Here is a 14,450-nt window from a genome sequence, read left to right as displayed (position 1 = left end):
GGTGGCGGCCGTCGGTGCCGCTCCGCCCGGTCGGTCCCGCGGTTGCCGTCGGTTCCGTACGCGCCTCGCTCATGGCCAGATCCTGTCACATAGTGACGGCCGCACGGTCGGCGGCCTGGCCGGGGGCGCGGCAGGCGTCGCCGGCCGGCGGGACGGACAGCAGCCGGGCCCGGGGACCCGCGTCCGCCCGGGCGCCGGGCGGCATGGCGACGGCGACGACGTGGGTGACGGCGTAGACGGCGGTGAAGTCCCGGTCCCGGGCCAGTTCCGTGGCGGTGACCGCGCCGCCGCCGCGGCCGGCCAGGACCAGCGCGGCGCCGGAGGGGACCTCGCCGCGCACGGCCCGCGCCACCGCGCGCACCGTGGCGCGGTCCGGCAGGTGCACGACGTGCCGCGGCAGCCCGTCGGAGCCGGTCACCTCCTGGACCAGCAGGACGTCGGCCGCACCGATCAGCGCGGTGTTGCGCACGTAGCCGGCGAGGGTCCCGGTGACGTCGACGCCGTCCGGGTTCCCCGGGGCCGGGGGTTCCTCCCGTACGCGGCCCGGGTCGAAGAACGCGCGCAGGGCGGCGCCCAGCCCGAGGAGCGGCCGCGCGGTGACGGCCCGCCCGGTGGCGACCTGCCAGCCCGCGTGGTCGTTGAAGGGGTTCTCGTCGGTCAGGGCGTGCCACGCCAGGATGTCGGCGAAGGACGGCGCCAGGGCCGTGAAGGCGTGCCGGGCACCCCGCTCGCGCACGACGGCCCGGAAGGCCCGGGTGGCCTCGGCCTGCCGGTCCTGTGCCACCGCCCGCAGGACGGCGGCGCAGTCCGGGTCGGCGTACAGCTCGGGCCGGTCCAGGCCCGCGACGCGGATGCGGGCCTTCAGACCGCACACGGCGGTGCTCACGGCGAGGTTCTCCCGGCGGGCCAGGATCCCGGCCAGCCAGCCGGCCCTCGCCACGCCCCGCCCGCGCGGGGCCCAGCCGAGTCCGGCCGGGTCGGTGAGGGTGTGCAGCAGGGTGCGCCAGGCCCGGCGGCGGCCGCCCGGGCGCAGGAGTGCGGAGGCGGGCAGCCGGGCCCCGAGGGCGAGTCCGGAGGCGTACCGGGCGGCTTCGCCGACGGCGTCTGCGGCCTCGGCCAGGTCCCGGCACAGGGCGTCGAGCGCATCGGCATCCGGGTCGGTGGCCGGGGCGGTCACGGCGTCGGACATGGGTTCCTCGCGTACTGCGCAGGGGGCGGGGGAACCGCGGACCTCCACTCCGGTGGTCCACGGACAGCGACTTCGGGATCACCGTACGTCGCCCTCCCGGGGCGCGCGCTCCGACTGCGCTACGGGAGTGGGTCGAGGCCTCCCAGCAGCGCGGCGGTCTCCAGACCGGCGCTGAGGTAGTCGGTGAAGACGGGGTTGTGCAGCGCCCAGGGAGAGCGGCGGCTGCGGATCAGGGCGATCGCCTCGGCGGGCGGCAGGCCCCGGTCGACGAGGCACTGGGCGACGACGAGCCCCGAACGGTTGTAGCCGGAGTAGCAGCGGACGAGGGCCGTGCGGCCGGAGTCGAGGGCCTGTCCGGCGGTGCGGGCGAGGTGCTGGACGGTGCGGAGCTGCGCGGTGGTGAGGGGGGCGTCCGGCATCTCGCCGACGACGTGCTCGGCGGCCGGGTCCGGGCCGTGGCCGGGCCGGGTGAACAGGCTGATGACGAGGTCGAATTCGCGTCGGACGACGGCGGGCCGGACCTCCCCGGTGTCATCGGCCCAGACGTGGCCGCCCATCCAGAGGCCGGGTGCGATCTCGTCCCAGGGGGTGCGGGGGTCCGGCACGTCGGAGGGTTTCCGCTTGGTCGTCGTCATGCCTTCGGATCGTACAACAGCACTTCAAAGGGCGGGAGTTGGGGCGAACACCGCGTCGCGGAAGGCGGTGCGCAGCGCGCCGGCGCGGCCGGGGCCGACGGCCGTCTGGAGGGTGGCCCAGCGACCGTGGCGGGGGGAGACCCACAGGGCCGGTCCGGCGCCGGCCGGCGGCTGGTGGGCCCAGACCCCGGCGGGCGCGGGGTGCCAGAGCAGGCCGCGGGAGGGGGTGAGTTCGCCGGTGCGGATCCGCAGGGAGTCGGCGGTCCAGGCGCGGGCGATGGGGTCGTCGGCGGTGGACAGCAGGTGGCGCAGGAAGCGTCCGAGGTCGGCCGGTGAGGTGTGCAGGGTGGCGTCGGTGAGGCGGGTGCGCGCCATGCCGAGGGGGCCCCAGATCCGGGTGGCGGCGAACTCGGCCAGCGGGGTGCCGCACAGGTGTTCGGCGAGGCGGGTGAGCGCGGTCAGGGCGGGCGGGCCGTCGGCGTGGGTGAGCAGGTGGTGGGCGGTGGTCCCCTCGGGCAGTCCCTCGGCGGCGCCGCCGCCGTAGACGGTGAGGGGGGTGTGGAGCGTCAGGTCCCCCCGGGTGACGAGGCTGCCGAGGACGGGCCACAGGGCCAGTACCGCCGTGAGGGCGCGGGCGTCGAGCGGGCCGTCCCCGTCACCGTCCGAGGCCGCATGGACGGCGTCCGCCGACCCCAGCGCCCAGACCGCGTCCGGGTCGGCGCGGCGCACGAGGGCTTCGATCCGGGCGCCCTGTTCGCTGTGCGGGGTGGTCATGGTCGGCCACGCTACGTCGCCCCGCGCACCGGCCCGGGCAGGTCGCGGCGAAGTCGCCGCCGGCCACCCGAATGCCGGGGGGCGGGGCGCCCGGGAAACCGCCCCGCACGCCCCGCCCCTTCAGCTCGGGAATCCGGTGACTAGCTCCTGTCGGGGCGGTCGGTCACGCGCAGGGTGTTCAGCAGTGGCTTGCCGAATCCGTTGTGCGTGACGAAGCGGAGGTTGAGCACCCCGTCCGTGACGGTGACCGTGTAGGTCTTGGTCAGGGCGGTGTAGGTGCCCGCCTCCAGGGAGATGTCCAGGGAGGGCAGGACCTGGGTGCCCTCGGCCAGGACGTCGAAGACGCGCTTGTTCGGCTTGGTGGAGGAGAGCTCGGCGAAGCCCAGCTCCACGGTGTAGGTGCCGTTCGGCACGTTGTCGAAGCGGTACTCGTACATGCCCTCGCGGGCGTTGCGGAACAGCCGCTGGTCGTCCGTTCCGGTGACGGTGCGGCCGGTGGACTGGACTCCGGCGTTGCCCTGGTAGCCGTAGGAGCCGGGGGTGTACTTGCGGTCCGCGGACCACGCGTCGCCCGCGGCGTCCGTGCCGGCGTAGTCGGAGCCCGCGTCGACGGCGAGCTGGTAGCGCGGGATCACGATCTTGACCGGGACGGTGAGGACCGGGCTCCGGCCGCTGGCCGAGGTGATCTTCAGGTCGGCGGTCAGGACCGAGCCGGGGGCGAGGCCCTCGGTGTCCACCGCGAGGGTGAGCGCGGCCTTGCCGCCGGTCGGGAGGTTCCCGTCCGCCGGGGTGGCCGTCAGCCAGGCGGCGTCCTCGGTCACCGTGAACGCCGTGCCGAGGCCGGGGTTGGTGAGGTCGAGGGTGCGGGTGCGCTTCTGCCCGGCGGGCAGGACGATCTCCACCGCGGACTTGGCGGCGGTGACCTTGCCGGTGCGCAGGGACTGGGTCACCGTCGTGACGTCGGCCGCCTTGATGTCGACGGCCGCCTGGGCGGACTCGTAGGACGGGGCCGACAGGGAGACCGTACGCGGACCCGACGGGCTCTGGACGACGTAGCCGCCGTCCGCGGCGGTGACGGCGGAGACGGCGGTGTCGCCGCTGCCGACGGTCACCGTGGCGCCGCCGACTCCGTTGCCGTCGTTGGCGTCGAGGACCCGGCCGGCGACCACACCGCTCTTGGTGGTGCGGAAGCCTATGGACAGGCCGTCGGTGATGACCGCGGTGTTGAACGAGTACTTGAAGGCGTCGGTGCCGGTGGCGTTCTCCAGGCCGACCGTGGCCGTGGAGCCGCCCTTGATGCCGGTGCCGCCCGTGCCCTTGTAGGAGTAGGTCACGGTGCCGTCCTCGCCGATCGCCGCGGCGAAGGAGAACTTCTCCGCCTGCGCCGACCAGTGGGACACCTCGCGCCACTCGATCACGTAACTGCGGTGCGGGGCGGTGCCGGTGACGGCGGTGAAGACGCCCGAGCCGCTGCCCGCGGCGCCGACGACCAGGTCGTCCCAGAAGGGGTACAGGGCCGCGTTGGGCGTGGCCGCGCTCGGCAGGTCCCCGTTGATGTCACCGGTGTGGTTGCCGCCGAAGCTGACCGTGCCGTTCGTCCCGATCCAGGCCTGGGCGTACGTCTTCCCGTACAGCGGCAGCGGGAAGGGGAGGTCGACGCGTTCGGTGGTGTTGTCACCGGTCAGCGCGAGCTGCCGGTTCCCCGCGGTGTACGGGCGGTCGCCCGCGGCGGCGCAGGCGTAGCCGTAGCCGTCGGTGCGCTCGGGAAGGGTGACGGCGACGGTGGTGTCGCCGCCGACGGTGACCTTCGCCGTGCCGCCGGTGACGCAGCGGGAGGGCGAGGTGGCGTTCACGTCGTACGTGCCGTGCGGCAGGGTGACCTCGAAGCGGCCCTGCGCGTCGGTGGTCGCGGTCACCGGGGTGTCGGCGATGGTGACGGCCGCGCCCGCGGCGGGACCGGCGGCCGAGGAGACGGTGCCGGTGAGCTTGCCGGAGGCCGCCTGGGTGAGGGTGAAGTCACCGGTCGCGGTGCCGTTCTCGGTCACGGTCGCCGTCAGGGTCTGCTGTCCGTAGCCGAACTTGGCCGCGGTCAGCGCGTAGTCGCCGACCGAGAGGGCGGTGAACCGGTAGCTGCCGTCGGCGGCCGTGGTGGCCGTACGGTCGATCGGGCCGTCGGCGGTGATCTTGACGCCGGCGACGGGCTCGCCGCCCGCGGTGCGGACGGTGCCGCCGAGCGCGCCGATCGCTCCGCGCGGAGCGGCGTTCACGGCGGCGAGGGCGTCGAGCCGGCCCTCGCCGAAGACGTTGTTGTCGGCCGGGCTGCCGCCGCACTGGCTGCTGTCGGTGTCCTGCGCGGTGCCGTCGAGCAGCGACTCGGTCTGCGCGACGTCGCCTTCGAGGGCGGGCGCGGCCGACCAGAGCAGGGCCACGGTGGCCGCGGTGTGCGGCGAGGCCATGGAGGTCCCGGAGAAGGCCTCGTAGCCGCCGCCCGGGACGGAGGAGCGGACGTTCACGCCGGGCGCGGCGATGTTCGGCTTGACGATGCCGCCGGGGCCCGCGCCGCGCGAGGAGAACGACGCGATCGTGTTGTTGATGTCGAAGGCGCCGGAGCTGTAGGAGTTCGCGTAGTCGCCCGGGGAGCCGCTGGTGGTGCAGCCGGGGCCGGCGTTCCCGTTGGAGAAGGCCGGGAAGATGCCGGCGGCGCGCCAGGTGTTGACGATCTCCTGGTACCAGGTGTCGCCGCCCGAGCCGCCCCAGGAGTTGTTGACGACGTGCGGGGCCAGGTCGGGACGCGGGTTCTGGCCGTTCAGGTCGGTCGGGGCGACGATCCACTGGCCGGAGGCGAGCAGGGAGGCCTCGGAGCAGGAGTTGGACTCGCAGCCCTTGGCGGCGATCCACTTGGCCCCCGGGGCCACGCCGATCTTGTTGGCGCCGCCGTCGTCGCCGACCATGGTGCCCATCGTGTGGGTGCCGTGGTCGTTGTTGTCGCAGGGCGCGGCGGTGTCGCAGACGCCGGCCGGGTCGAACCAGTTGTAGGCGTGGGTGTACGACCCGTCCGCGTTCTTGCCGCGGTACTGGCCGTTCACGGCCGGGTGGGTGTAGTCCACGCCGCTGTCGATGTTCGCGACGACGATGCCCTCGCCGCGGACGCCGAGCTGGTCCCACACCTGCGGGGCCTTGATCCGGTCGATGTTCCACTCGACGGCGTCGGCGACGGCCTTCTCCCGGGCGCCCTCGGCGGGCTTGGGGAGGGTGACCTTGTCGTCGGCGTCGATGCGGGACACCTCGGGGCGCTGCGCGAGGCTCCCGGCGAGCTTCTGGCTGCCGACGACGCGGACGGCGTTGACGATCCAGTACGAGGTGTACTCGGCCTTGGCGCCGTCCAGGGCCTTGAGGACCTCGGCCTGGCTCCGCTCGGCGTGGCCCTTCTTCAGCCGCAGAACCGTTTCTGCTTTGGCGGCGCGGGTCTGCTGCTTCCCCGCGGCGGTGAGGTCGGCGGCACTGTCGAGATAGACCCAGAAGACGGCCTTCGCCGACTCGTCGAGCTGGGTGCGGAGCTTGGGCTCGATCTTGCGCTCGGCCGCGCTCGGTGCGGGACCGGGCTCCGGCGCGGCGGCGGCGACTCCCGCGCCGACCGGCAGGAGCAGGACCGAGGTCAGCGCGGCGAGCGCCGCGCGTAAGGATCGTCTGTTGCGTTGGGCCACGTGTGGTCTCCTCGTACGCCGTGTGCAGGTTGTGCGGAACGTGCGTGCGTGACGTGCGCGGGTCATGGTGAACGAGGTGCCATGCTCATTACAAGAGGGCCTAATGAGCCGTACGTGACGCCGGGCCGGCCGTCCGGAACCCGCCCCCCGCGGCCGCCCCGCCGGGTGGCCCTCCCCCGCGGCACGCGCCAGCCTGGTGACATGACCTCACCCGCGCCCGGCGTACCCCTCGGATCCGCCCAGGGGCGGTGGATCCTGCTGACCACGGTCCTGGGGTCGGCCATGGCCATGCTGGACTCGACCGTGGTGAACGTGGCGCTCCCGCGCATCGGGCAGGACCTCGACGCCGACCTGGCCGTCCTCCAGTGGACGGTGAACGCCTACCTGCTGACCCTGGCCGGGCTGATCCTCGTCGGCGGCGCGCTCGGCGACCGCTTCGGGCGACGGCGGATCTTCGTGCTCGGCGTGGTGTGGTTCGCGGTGGGTTCGCTGCTGTGCGGACTGGCGCCGAACTCCGGGGTGCTGATCGCGGCCCGGGCCCTGCAGGGCGTCGGCGGCGCGCTCCTGACCCCCGGCTCGCTCGCGCTGATCCAGTCCTCGATCCGGGCGGGTGACCGGGGCCGGGCGGTCGGCCTGTGGTCGGGGCTGGGCGGCGTCGGCGCGGCGGTGGGCCCCTTCCTCGGCGGCTGGCTGGTCGACGGGCCGGGCTGGCGGTGGGTGTTCCTGATCAACGTGCCGCTGGCCGCGCTGTGCGTGCCGGTGGCCCTGAAGCACGTACCGGAGTCGCGGGACCCGCAGGCGCACGGCCGGTTCGACGTGGCCGGCGCGGTACTGGCCGCGGCCTCGCTGGCGCTGCTCACCTACGCCCTGATCGAGGCCCGGTCCGGATCGCCGTTCGTCATCGGCGCGGCGGTGGGCGGGCTCGTCCTGGCCGGCGTCTTCGTGCTGGTCGAGCGGCGGCGGGCCGATCCGATGGTGCCGCCGGACATCTTCGCGTCCCGCCAGTTCACCGCCGTCAACCTGGTCACCGTCTGCGTGTACGCGGCCTTCGGCGGCTTCTTCTTCCTCATCGTGCTCCAGCTCCAGGTCGTCTCCGGGTACTCCGCCCTGGCCGCGGGCGCCGCGCTGCTGCCGACGACCGCGCTGATGCTGCTGCTGTCGGCCCGCTCCGGAGAACTCGGCGAACGGATCGGGCCCCGCATCCCGCTGACGGTGGGGCCGCTGCTGTGCGCGGCCGGAATGCTGCTGATGATCCGGGTGGGTCCCGACGCCTCCTACGTACAGGACGTGCTGCCGGGCCTGATCGTCCTGGGCGCCGGCATGGTGACCCTGGTGGCCCCGCTCACGTCGACCGTGCTGGCCTCGGTGGATCCCGGGCGGGCGGGCCTGGCCAGCGGCGTCAACAACGCCGCCGCCCGCGCCGCCGGGCTCCTGGCCGTCGCGGCGCTGCCGCTGCTGGCGGGGATGGGCCCGGACGCGTACCTCTCCGCGGAGTCCTTCGACGCGGCGTTCGGGCGGGCCATGCCCTGGTGCGCCGGGGCCCTGGTGGCCGGATCCGCACTGGCGTGGGCCACCGTGCGCACGCCCGCGCCCGGAGCCCCGCACCCGCAGTGCCGCACCCAGTGCGCGGTCACGGCCCCGCCGCTGGAACCGCCGGAAGCGGGTTCCGGGGCATCTGGGCCGAAGCCCGGCTGAACCCGGGCCGATCATGCTCCGGGTGCCGCCCACCCGGCCGGCGACGGCAGGGTGCCGCCCGGAGGCCGGTCCCTACTGGTTCTCGGCGCCCAGGACGAAGAGCAGGTAGACGAAGAAGGCGAAGAGGTGGCCCACGAACAGGTAGGCGACCAGCCGGATGATCAGACCCCGCGGGAACTTGGACTCGATGCGGCCGAGCAGGGTCGGCGCGGGAGCGGTCTCCGTCCGTTCGACCTGTTCGACGCTCTCGGTGGCGTGCGGCACGTTCTCTCCCTCGGACTGGGACTGCGGCTGGGACTGGGACTGGGACTGGGACTGGGACACGGTGCGGCTCCTCGGTCAGCGGGGGTGGTGCTCGGCGCCGCCGAGGCACAGGCCCGCGAGGCTGCTCTGCAACAGGGTGTGGACGAACAGGAGGTCGGCTCCGCCGGAGGTGGCCGCGCCGATCCGGTGCGGGGTGAGCGAGTCGAAGTGCGCGCTGTCCCCCGGCTCCAGCAGGTGCTCGCTCTCCCCCAGGTGCAGCCGCAGCCGTCCGCCGAGGACGTACAGCCACTCCTCCCCGGGATGGACGCGGACCAGTTCCCCCTGCCCCGGCCCCTTCCCGGCGGCCGGTGCGGGCACGTGCACGCGCAGCGCCTGCATGCCCCGGCCGGAGCCGCCGGCCTGCCAGTACGTCCACCCGTCGGCCTCCCGGGCCCCCGGACCGCCCGCCCGTACGATGGGATCGGCCGTGGCCGGGGTCTCACCGAGCAGTTCGGAGACGGTCGTACCGTAGGTGCGGGCGAGTCCGAGCAGCAGCGGCAGCGAGGGCTGTCGGCGGCCGGTCTCCAGCCGGGACAGGTGCGCGGGGGAGAGCCTGGCCCGCGCGGCGGCCGCCTCCAGCGTCAGTCCGGCGCGTCGGCGCAGGTCACGCAGTTGCGGGGCCACGGTGGGCAGCTCGTCGGCGGGGCCGTCGGGGTCCGGGACGGTTCCGGGACCGGTGCCGGGGGCGGGGTGCATGCTCCGATTGAGCCAGAGACTTGCCTGTCTGGCAATCTCCCTTGCCTCTCGGGCAAAATCACCCGCCGAGAGGTCCTCCCTGCCCGAGTACGGTCTCCACGGTATCCGCTTCCTCGGGCCCCTTGTCCGGGCGGTGGCGCAGTACGCGGGCGAAGCGCAGCGCCACGCCCGCCGGGTAGCGCGGGGAAGCCTGCAGGCCGTCGTAGGCGATCTCGACCACCAGCTCCGGCCGGACCCGGACGGTGTGTCCGTCGTCCTCGACCGCCAGCTCGCCCAGCCGCTCCGTCTGCCAGGCGAGCATCGCGTCGGTGAGGCCCTTGAAGGTCTTGCCGAGCATGGCGTACGTACCGTCGGCGGCCCGCGCCCCGAGGTGCAGGTTCGACAGCAGTCCGGTGCGGCGGCCGTGGCCCCGCTCGACCGCGAGGACGACCAGGTCGAGGGTGTGCACCGGTTTCACCTTGAGCCAGTGCTTGCCGCGCCGGCCGGCCGCGTAGCCGGAGTCGAGCCCCTTGACCACCACCCCCTCGTGGCCCCTGCGCAGGGTGGCCGTCCAGAACTCCTCGGCCGCCGCCGTCCCGGCCTCGGTGGCGTCGGTCGTCAGGCGGCGCACCCGGAAGGACTCGGGGACCAGGGCGGCGAGCCGTGCGTACCGCTCCCGTACGGGGAGGTCGAGCAGGACCGCCTCCCCTGAGAGGAGCAGGTCGAAGAAGTACGCGGTCACCGGCAGCGTCCGCCGGGCGGCGGCCACGTCCAGCCGGGAGCCCACCCGGCTCGCGATCTCCTGGAAGGGCACCGGACGTCCGTCGGGTGCCTGCCCGATGACCTCGCCGTCGAGGATGAACCGCTCTCCCGGGAAGGTGCGGGCCAGCTCGGCGACTTCGGGGAGGCGGTCGGTGATCTCGTCCAGGGAGCGCGTGTAGATCCGTACGTCGTCCCCGTCCCGGTGGACCTGGACGCGGATCCCGTCGAGCTTCTCCTCCACCGCGCAGGGCCCGAGAGCGGCCAGGGCCCCGGCCACCGACGGGGCGGTCCCCGCCAGCATCGGCTGGACGGGCTGCCCCACGCGCAGGGTCACCCGGTCCAGCGCGGCCGCGCCCTCGGCCAGGACCGCCGCGGCCACGCGGGGCAGCGAACCGTCCAGCATCACGGCCCGGCGGAGCGCGGCCGCCGGCACCCCGGCGGCGGCCGCCACCCCGTCCAGGGCCACCGCGTCCAGGGCCCCCTGGCGCACCTCCCCGGACAGCAGGCTGCGCAGGAACCGCTGTTCGGGCTCGGTGGCGGCCCCCATGAGGGTGTCGACGATCCGGGCCCGTTCGGCCTGCGCGCCGGGACCCGCGACGGCGGCGAGGGCGGTGACGGCGGCGTCGACGCCGGGCACGGTGAGGGTGGGCGCGGCGGCGGGTTCACTCGTGCGGCCGAGCGTGCGCCAGCCGACGCCGGGCCGGCCCTGCGGCAGCCGCCCGGCGAGGTAGGAGACGATCAGGGCCGCCTCCTCGGGGGGTGCGGCGGCGAAGAGCTCCGCCAGCAGGGCGGTCTTCCGGGACCGGGCGGAGGTTTCCGCCACCTCCCGGGACACGCGCGCGACCTCGGAGAGCAGCATGCCGTCCATCCTCCGCCCGGCGGGCCCGCCCCGCAGGCCGGGGCCGTCGCGGAGCCGTCGCCGGGGGCCGTCGGGGGCCGCGTACTGCGGCCGGGTACCGCGGGCGCGGTACCCGGGCCGTCCGGTGTAGTCCTGGAGAAGGTGTGGGGCTCCCCCTGAGGGAGCTCGGGTCGGCGGACCACGGGCTTTAGGGTTCCCGTATGAAGCTCCGACTGCCACGGCGCCGCCGAGACCGCCTGCTCTCCGGCGTCGCCGCGTTCGCCGTCCTGGCCGGCGCCGGTACCTGGACGGCGGCCGCCGCCTCCGGGGACGCGCCGGCCGTGCACCGCCAGGACCAGACGCTGGACATGCCCGGCGCCGCGATCGACACCTCCTACTTCACGGCCGGCGGCGGCACGAAGCGGCCCGCCGTGCTGCTCGGCCACGGCTTCGGCGGCAGCAAGGACGACGTCCGCGCGCAGGCGGAGCAGCTGGCCCGCGACGGGTACGCCGTCATGACCTGGTCGGCGCGCGGCTTCGGCCGCTCCGGCGGCCGGATCGGACTCAACGACCCCGAGCACGAGGTCAAGGACGTCTCCGCGCTCGTCGACTGGCTGGCCCGCCGGCCCGAGGTGCGGCTGGACGCCGACGGCGACCCCCGGGTGGGCGTCGCCGGGGCCTCGTACGGCGGAGCCGTCTCCCTGCTGGCCGCCGGGTACGACAAACGGGTGGACGCGATCGCCCCGCAGATCACCTACTGGAACCTCGCCGACTCCCTCTTCCCGCAGGGCGTCTTCAAGAAGCTGTGGACCGGGATCTTCTTCACCACCGGCGCCGCGGGCGGCATCCAGGGCCCGCAGGCGCCCCCGGAGGCTCCCGCCGGGCAGGCCCCCGGGCAGGCCGCCGGTCCGGCCGCCGCCTCCGGCTGCGGGCGGTTCGAGCCCCAGCTGTGCGCCATGTACGAGCGGGTCGCGGTGGCGGGCAAGCCCGACGCCGAGGCGCGCGAACTGCTGGAGCGGCGCAGCCCGTCGGCCGTGGGCGACCGGATCAAGGTTCCGGCGCTGATCGTGCAGGGCCAGGACGACTCCCTCTTCCCCCTCGACCAGGCCGACGCCATGGCCAAGGCCATCGCGGGGAACGGCGCGCCCGTCGCCGTGGACTGGGCGGCGGGCGGCCACGACGGCGGCATGCGCGAATCCGCCCGGATCGAGGCCCGGGTCACGGACTGGTTCGACCGCTACCTCAAGGGCGACGAGGGCGTGGACACCGGCCCCGCCTTCCGGGTCTCGCGCAGCGGCGGCATCGACTCCACCGACGGCCAGATCAAGCTCCGCGGTGCCGACGCCGGCACGTACCCCGGGCTCGGCTCCGCTCCGCGCGAGTTCGCCCTGTCCGGCCGTGAGCAGGCGTTCGCGAATCCGGCCGGCGGGACCCCGCCCGCGTTGTCGGCGCTGCCCGGCATCGGCGGGCAGCTCGCCGCGTTCGGGGCGGGCGTCGCGCTGGACTTCCCCGGGCAGCACGCCCGCTTCGAGTCGGAGCCGCTGACCGAGCAGGTGCGGATCACCGGGACGCCCGCCGTCACCCTGAAGGTGAGGTCGACGGCTGCCGACGGTTCGGCCGTCCTGTTCGGCAAGGTGTACGACGTGGGCCCCGACGGGCGGCAGCAGGTGCTGCCGAACCAGCTGGTCGCGCCCGTCCGGATCGACGACGCCCGGGAGACGGCCACCGTGAGGCTGCGGCTCCCGGCCATCGACCACGCCGTCCAGCCCGGACACCGGCTACGGCTGGTGGTCGCCGCCACCGACCTCGGCTACGCGACCCCCGCCGCGCCCGCCACCTACACCGTCTCGGCGGAGGGGCCCCTGGCGGTGCCCGTCGCGGACGGGGTGGCCACGGCGGCGGCCGCCCTGCCCGCCTGGACCTGGTGGCTGCCGCTCGGCGCGCTGGCGCTGGCCGCGGGGCTGCTCGGGATCCGGAGGACCGGCAGGGGCCGCGCCGGGAGCCGGGTGGGAGAAGCGCAGCCCGAACCCGCGCTGGCCGACGTACCACTGGACATCACCGGGCTGACGAAGCGCTACGCCAAGTCGGCGGACCGGTACGCGGTGCGGGACCTGTCCTTCCGGGTGGAGAAGGGGCAGGTGCTCGGCCTGCTCGGGCCCAACGGCGCCGGGAAGACCACCACGCTGCGGATGCTGATGGGGCTGATCTCGCCCGACGCCGGGGAGATCCGCGTCTTCGGGCACCCCATCCGGCCCGGGGCACCGGTGCTGTCGCGGGTCGGGGCGTTCGTGGAGGGGGCCGGTTTCCTGCCGCACCTGACGGGCCGTGCCAACCTGGAGCTGTACTGGCAGGCCACGGGCCGTCCCGCCGAGGACGCCCACCTGGCGGAGGCGCTGGAGATCGCCGGACTCGGCGACGCGCTGGAGCGCGCGGTGCGCACGTACTCGCAGGGCATGCGCCAGCGGCTCGCCATCGCGCAGGCGATGCTCGGGATGCCGGACCTGCTGATCCTCGACGAACCGACCAACGGGCTGGACCCGCCGCAGATCCGCGAGATGCGCGACGTGATGATCCGCTACGCCGCCGCCGGGCGGACGGTCATCGTCTCCAGCCACCTGCTGTCGGAGGTGGAGCAGTCCTGCACGCACCTGGTCGTCATGGACCGGGGGCGGCTCGTGCAGGCGGGCGAGGTCTCCGAGATCACCGGCGGCGGGGACACGCTGCTGGTCACCCTCGCAGCGCCGGTGGACGAGGTGACCGCGGAGAAGGTCGCGGCGCTGGAGGGAGTGGGTTCCGTGGTGGCCGCTGACGACGGGCTGCTCGTACGGCTCGACGGCGCGACAGCCGCCGGGCTGATCGCCGAACTCGTACGGCTGGAGGTGCCGGTGGCGGCGGTGGGGCCGCACCGGCGGCTGGAAGACGCGTTCCTCACCCTGATCGGAGGTGCGTCATGAGTGCCGTGCAGGAGACCGCGCCGGGCTACCGGGCGAGCCGGACCCTGCCGCTGCGGGTGGAGGCGCTGCGGCAGTGGCGCAGGCGGCGGACGCTGGTGATGGCCGGGGTGCTGGCCGCACTGCCGTTCGTCATGATCATCGCGTTCGCGGTGGGCGGCGGCCCGGACGACGGACCGGGCGGCGGCAACGGCCGGATCAGCCTCATCGACACGGCCACGGAATCCGGCGCGAACTTCGCGGTGACCTGCCTGTTCGTGTCGGCCGGCTTCCTGCTGGTGGTGCCCGTCGCGCTGTTCTGCGGGGACACCGTGGCCTCGGAGGCCGGCTGGTCCTCGCTGCGCTACCTGCTGGCCTCGCCGGTTCCGCGGGCCCGGCTGCTGTGGAGCAAGCTGGTCGTGGCCCTCGGGTTCAGCCTGGCGGCGATCGTGCTGCTGCCGGTGGTGGCGCTGGCGGCGGGCACGGCCGTGTACGGCTGGGGGCCGCTGAAACTGCCGACAGGTGGGGCGCTGGCGACCGGGGACACGCTGCCGCGGCTCGCCCTGGCCGTCGCCTTCGTCTTCGTGTCGCAACTGGTCACGGCCGGGCTGGCCTTCTGGCTGTCGACGCGGACGGACGCCCCGCTGGGCGCGGTGGGCGGCGCGGTCGGGCTGACGATCGTCGGGAACGTGCTGGACGCCGTCACCGCCCTCGGGTCGTGGCGCGAGTTCCTGCCCGCCCACTGGCAGTTCGCCTGGGCGGACGCCTTGCAGCCGCAGCTGGAATGGGGCGGCATGATCAAGGGTGCGGCGGTGTCGGTGTCGTACGCGGTGGTGCTGTTCGCGCTCGCCTTCCGGGGGTTCTCGCGCAAGGACATCGTGTCCTGAGGGACCCGGGGCCGCCGGGTGAGTGGCGTGTCGAGGGCCCCGCGCCCTGCCGGTCGGC

Annotated in this window: 10 protein-coding genes; 3 read left to right on the top strand and 7 right to left on the bottom strand. The window is 74.8% G+C overall.

Features of this window, described 5'->3' with window-relative positions; all coding sequences use genetic code 11:
- Positions 1 to 85 precede the first annotated feature (85 nt).
- The 4 genes from ABZZ17_RS38935 to ABZZ17_RS38920 form a co-directional block, all read right to left on the bottom strand.
- The gene (locus tag ABZZ17_RS38935; protein WP_356883943.1) at positions 86 to 1,189 is read right to left on the bottom strand and encodes a hypothetical protein; all 1,104 of its coding nucleotides are present in this window, start codon (positions 1,187 to 1,189) and stop codon (positions 86 to 88) included.
- Between the two features lie 119 nt (positions 1,190 to 1,308).
- A complete protein-coding gene (locus ABZZ17_RS38930) occupies positions 1,309 to 1,824 on the bottom strand; it encodes a protein phosphatase (RefSeq protein WP_356883941.1) in 516 nt (171 codons plus the stop codon).
- A 24-nt stretch (positions 1,825 to 1,848) separates the two neighbouring features.
- Positions 1,849 to 2,598 carry a hypothetical protein gene (locus ABZZ17_RS38925; protein ID WP_356883940.1) on the bottom strand — a complete coding sequence of 250 codons (750 nt, stop codon included), beginning with the start codon at positions 2,596 to 2,598 and terminating at the stop codon, positions 1,849 to 1,851.
- Between the two features lie 140 nt (positions 2,599 to 2,738).
- A complete protein-coding gene (locus ABZZ17_RS38920; protein WP_356883938.1) occupies positions 2,739 to 6,302 on the bottom strand; it encodes a S8 family serine peptidase in 3,564 nt (1,187 codons plus the stop codon).
- A 201-nt stretch (positions 6,303 to 6,503) separates the two neighbouring features.
- On the opposite strand from ABZZ17_RS38920, the gene ABZZ17_RS38915 reads away from it, so the two are divergent.
- Positions 6,504 to 7,997 carry an MFS transporter gene (locus ABZZ17_RS38915; protein WP_356883936.1) on the top strand — a complete coding sequence of 498 codons (1,494 nt, stop codon included), beginning with the start codon at positions 6,504 to 6,506 and terminating at the stop codon, positions 7,995 to 7,997.
- A 72-nt stretch (positions 7,998 to 8,069) separates the two neighbouring features.
- On the opposite strand, the gene ABZZ17_RS38910 is transcribed toward ABZZ17_RS38915, so the two are convergent.
- The 3 genes from ABZZ17_RS38910 to ABZZ17_RS38900 all read right to left on the bottom strand — a co-directional run bounded on the left by ABZZ17_RS38910 (position 8,070) and on the right by ABZZ17_RS38900 (position 10,596).
- Entirely contained in the window at positions 8,070 to 8,198 is a 129-nt protein-coding gene (locus ABZZ17_RS38910; protein ID WP_356883945.1) for a DUF6126 family protein, read from the bottom strand.
- 138 nt (positions 8,199 to 8,336) lie between these two features.
- Positions 8,337 to 8,996 carry an XRE family transcriptional regulator gene (locus ABZZ17_RS38905; protein ID WP_356883934.1) on the bottom strand — a complete coding sequence of 220 codons (660 nt, stop codon included), beginning with the start codon at positions 8,994 to 8,996 and terminating at the stop codon, positions 8,337 to 8,339.
- Between the two features lie 58 nt (positions 8,997 to 9,054).
- Positions 9,055 to 10,596, bottom strand: a complete 1,542-nt coding sequence (locus ABZZ17_RS38900) for an ATP-dependent DNA ligase (RefSeq protein WP_356883932.1) — start codon at positions 10,594 to 10,596, stop codon at positions 9,055 to 9,057.
- A 200-nt stretch (positions 10,597 to 10,796) separates the two neighbouring features.
- On the opposite strand from ABZZ17_RS38900, the gene ABZZ17_RS38895 reads away from it, so the two are divergent.
- The gene (locus ABZZ17_RS38895) at positions 10,797 to 13,529 is read left to right on the top strand and encodes an alpha/beta fold hydrolase (RefSeq protein WP_356883930.1); all 2,733 of its coding nucleotides are present in this window, start codon (positions 10,797 to 10,799) and stop codon (positions 13,527 to 13,529) included.
- Positions 13,526 to 14,392 carry an ABC transporter permease gene (locus ABZZ17_RS38890; protein WP_356883928.1) on the top strand — a complete coding sequence of 289 codons (867 nt, stop codon included), beginning with the start codon at positions 13,526 to 13,528 and terminating at the stop codon, positions 14,390 to 14,392. The genes ABZZ17_RS38895 and ABZZ17_RS38890 overlap by 4 nt, the downstream gene beginning before the upstream one ends.
- Positions 14,393 to 14,450 lie beyond the last annotated feature (58 nt).

The organism is Streptomyces sp. NPDC006512 (assembly GCF_040611935.1).
In the GTDB taxonomy this organism is placed as follows: Bacteria; Actinomycetota; Actinomycetes; order Streptomycetales; family Streptomycetaceae; genus Streptomyces.
This window is presented reverse-complemented; position numbering and strand designations above follow the sequence as displayed.

What these genes read in the sequence shown, in the direction of transcription:
- ABZZ17_RS38915 (WP_356883936.1), top strand. Translation starts at nt 6,504, where the DNA reads ATGACCTCACCCGCGCCCGGCGTACCCCTCGGATCCGCCCAGGGGCGG.
- ABZZ17_RS38905 (WP_356883934.1), bottom strand. Translation starts at nt 8,996, where the DNA reads ATGCACCCCGCCCCCGGCACCGGTCCCGGAACCGTCCCGGACCCCGAC.
- ABZZ17_RS38890 (WP_356883928.1), top strand. Translation starts at nt 13,526, where the DNA reads ATGAGTGCCGTGCAGGAGACCGCGCCGGGCTACCGGGCGAGCCGGACC.
- ABZZ17_RS38930 (WP_356883941.1), bottom strand. Translation starts at nt 1,824, where the DNA reads ATGACGACGACCAAGCGGAAACCCTCCGACGTGCCGGACCCCCGCACC.
- ABZZ17_RS38925 (WP_356883940.1), bottom strand. Translation starts at nt 2,598, where the DNA reads ATGACCACCCCGCACAGCGAACAGGGCGCCCGGATCGAAGCCCTCGTG.
- ABZZ17_RS38900 (WP_356883932.1), bottom strand. Translation starts at nt 10,596, where the DNA reads ATGCTGCTCTCCGAGGTCGCGCGCGTGTCCCGGGAGGTGGCGGAAACC.
- ABZZ17_RS38935 (WP_356883943.1), bottom strand. Translation starts at nt 1,189, where the DNA reads ATGTCCGACGCCGTGACCGCCCCGGCCACCGACCCGGATGCCGATGCG.
- ABZZ17_RS38895 (WP_356883930.1), top strand. Translation starts at nt 10,797, where the DNA reads ATGAAGCTCCGACTGCCACGGCGCCGCCGAGACCGCCTGCTCTCCGGC.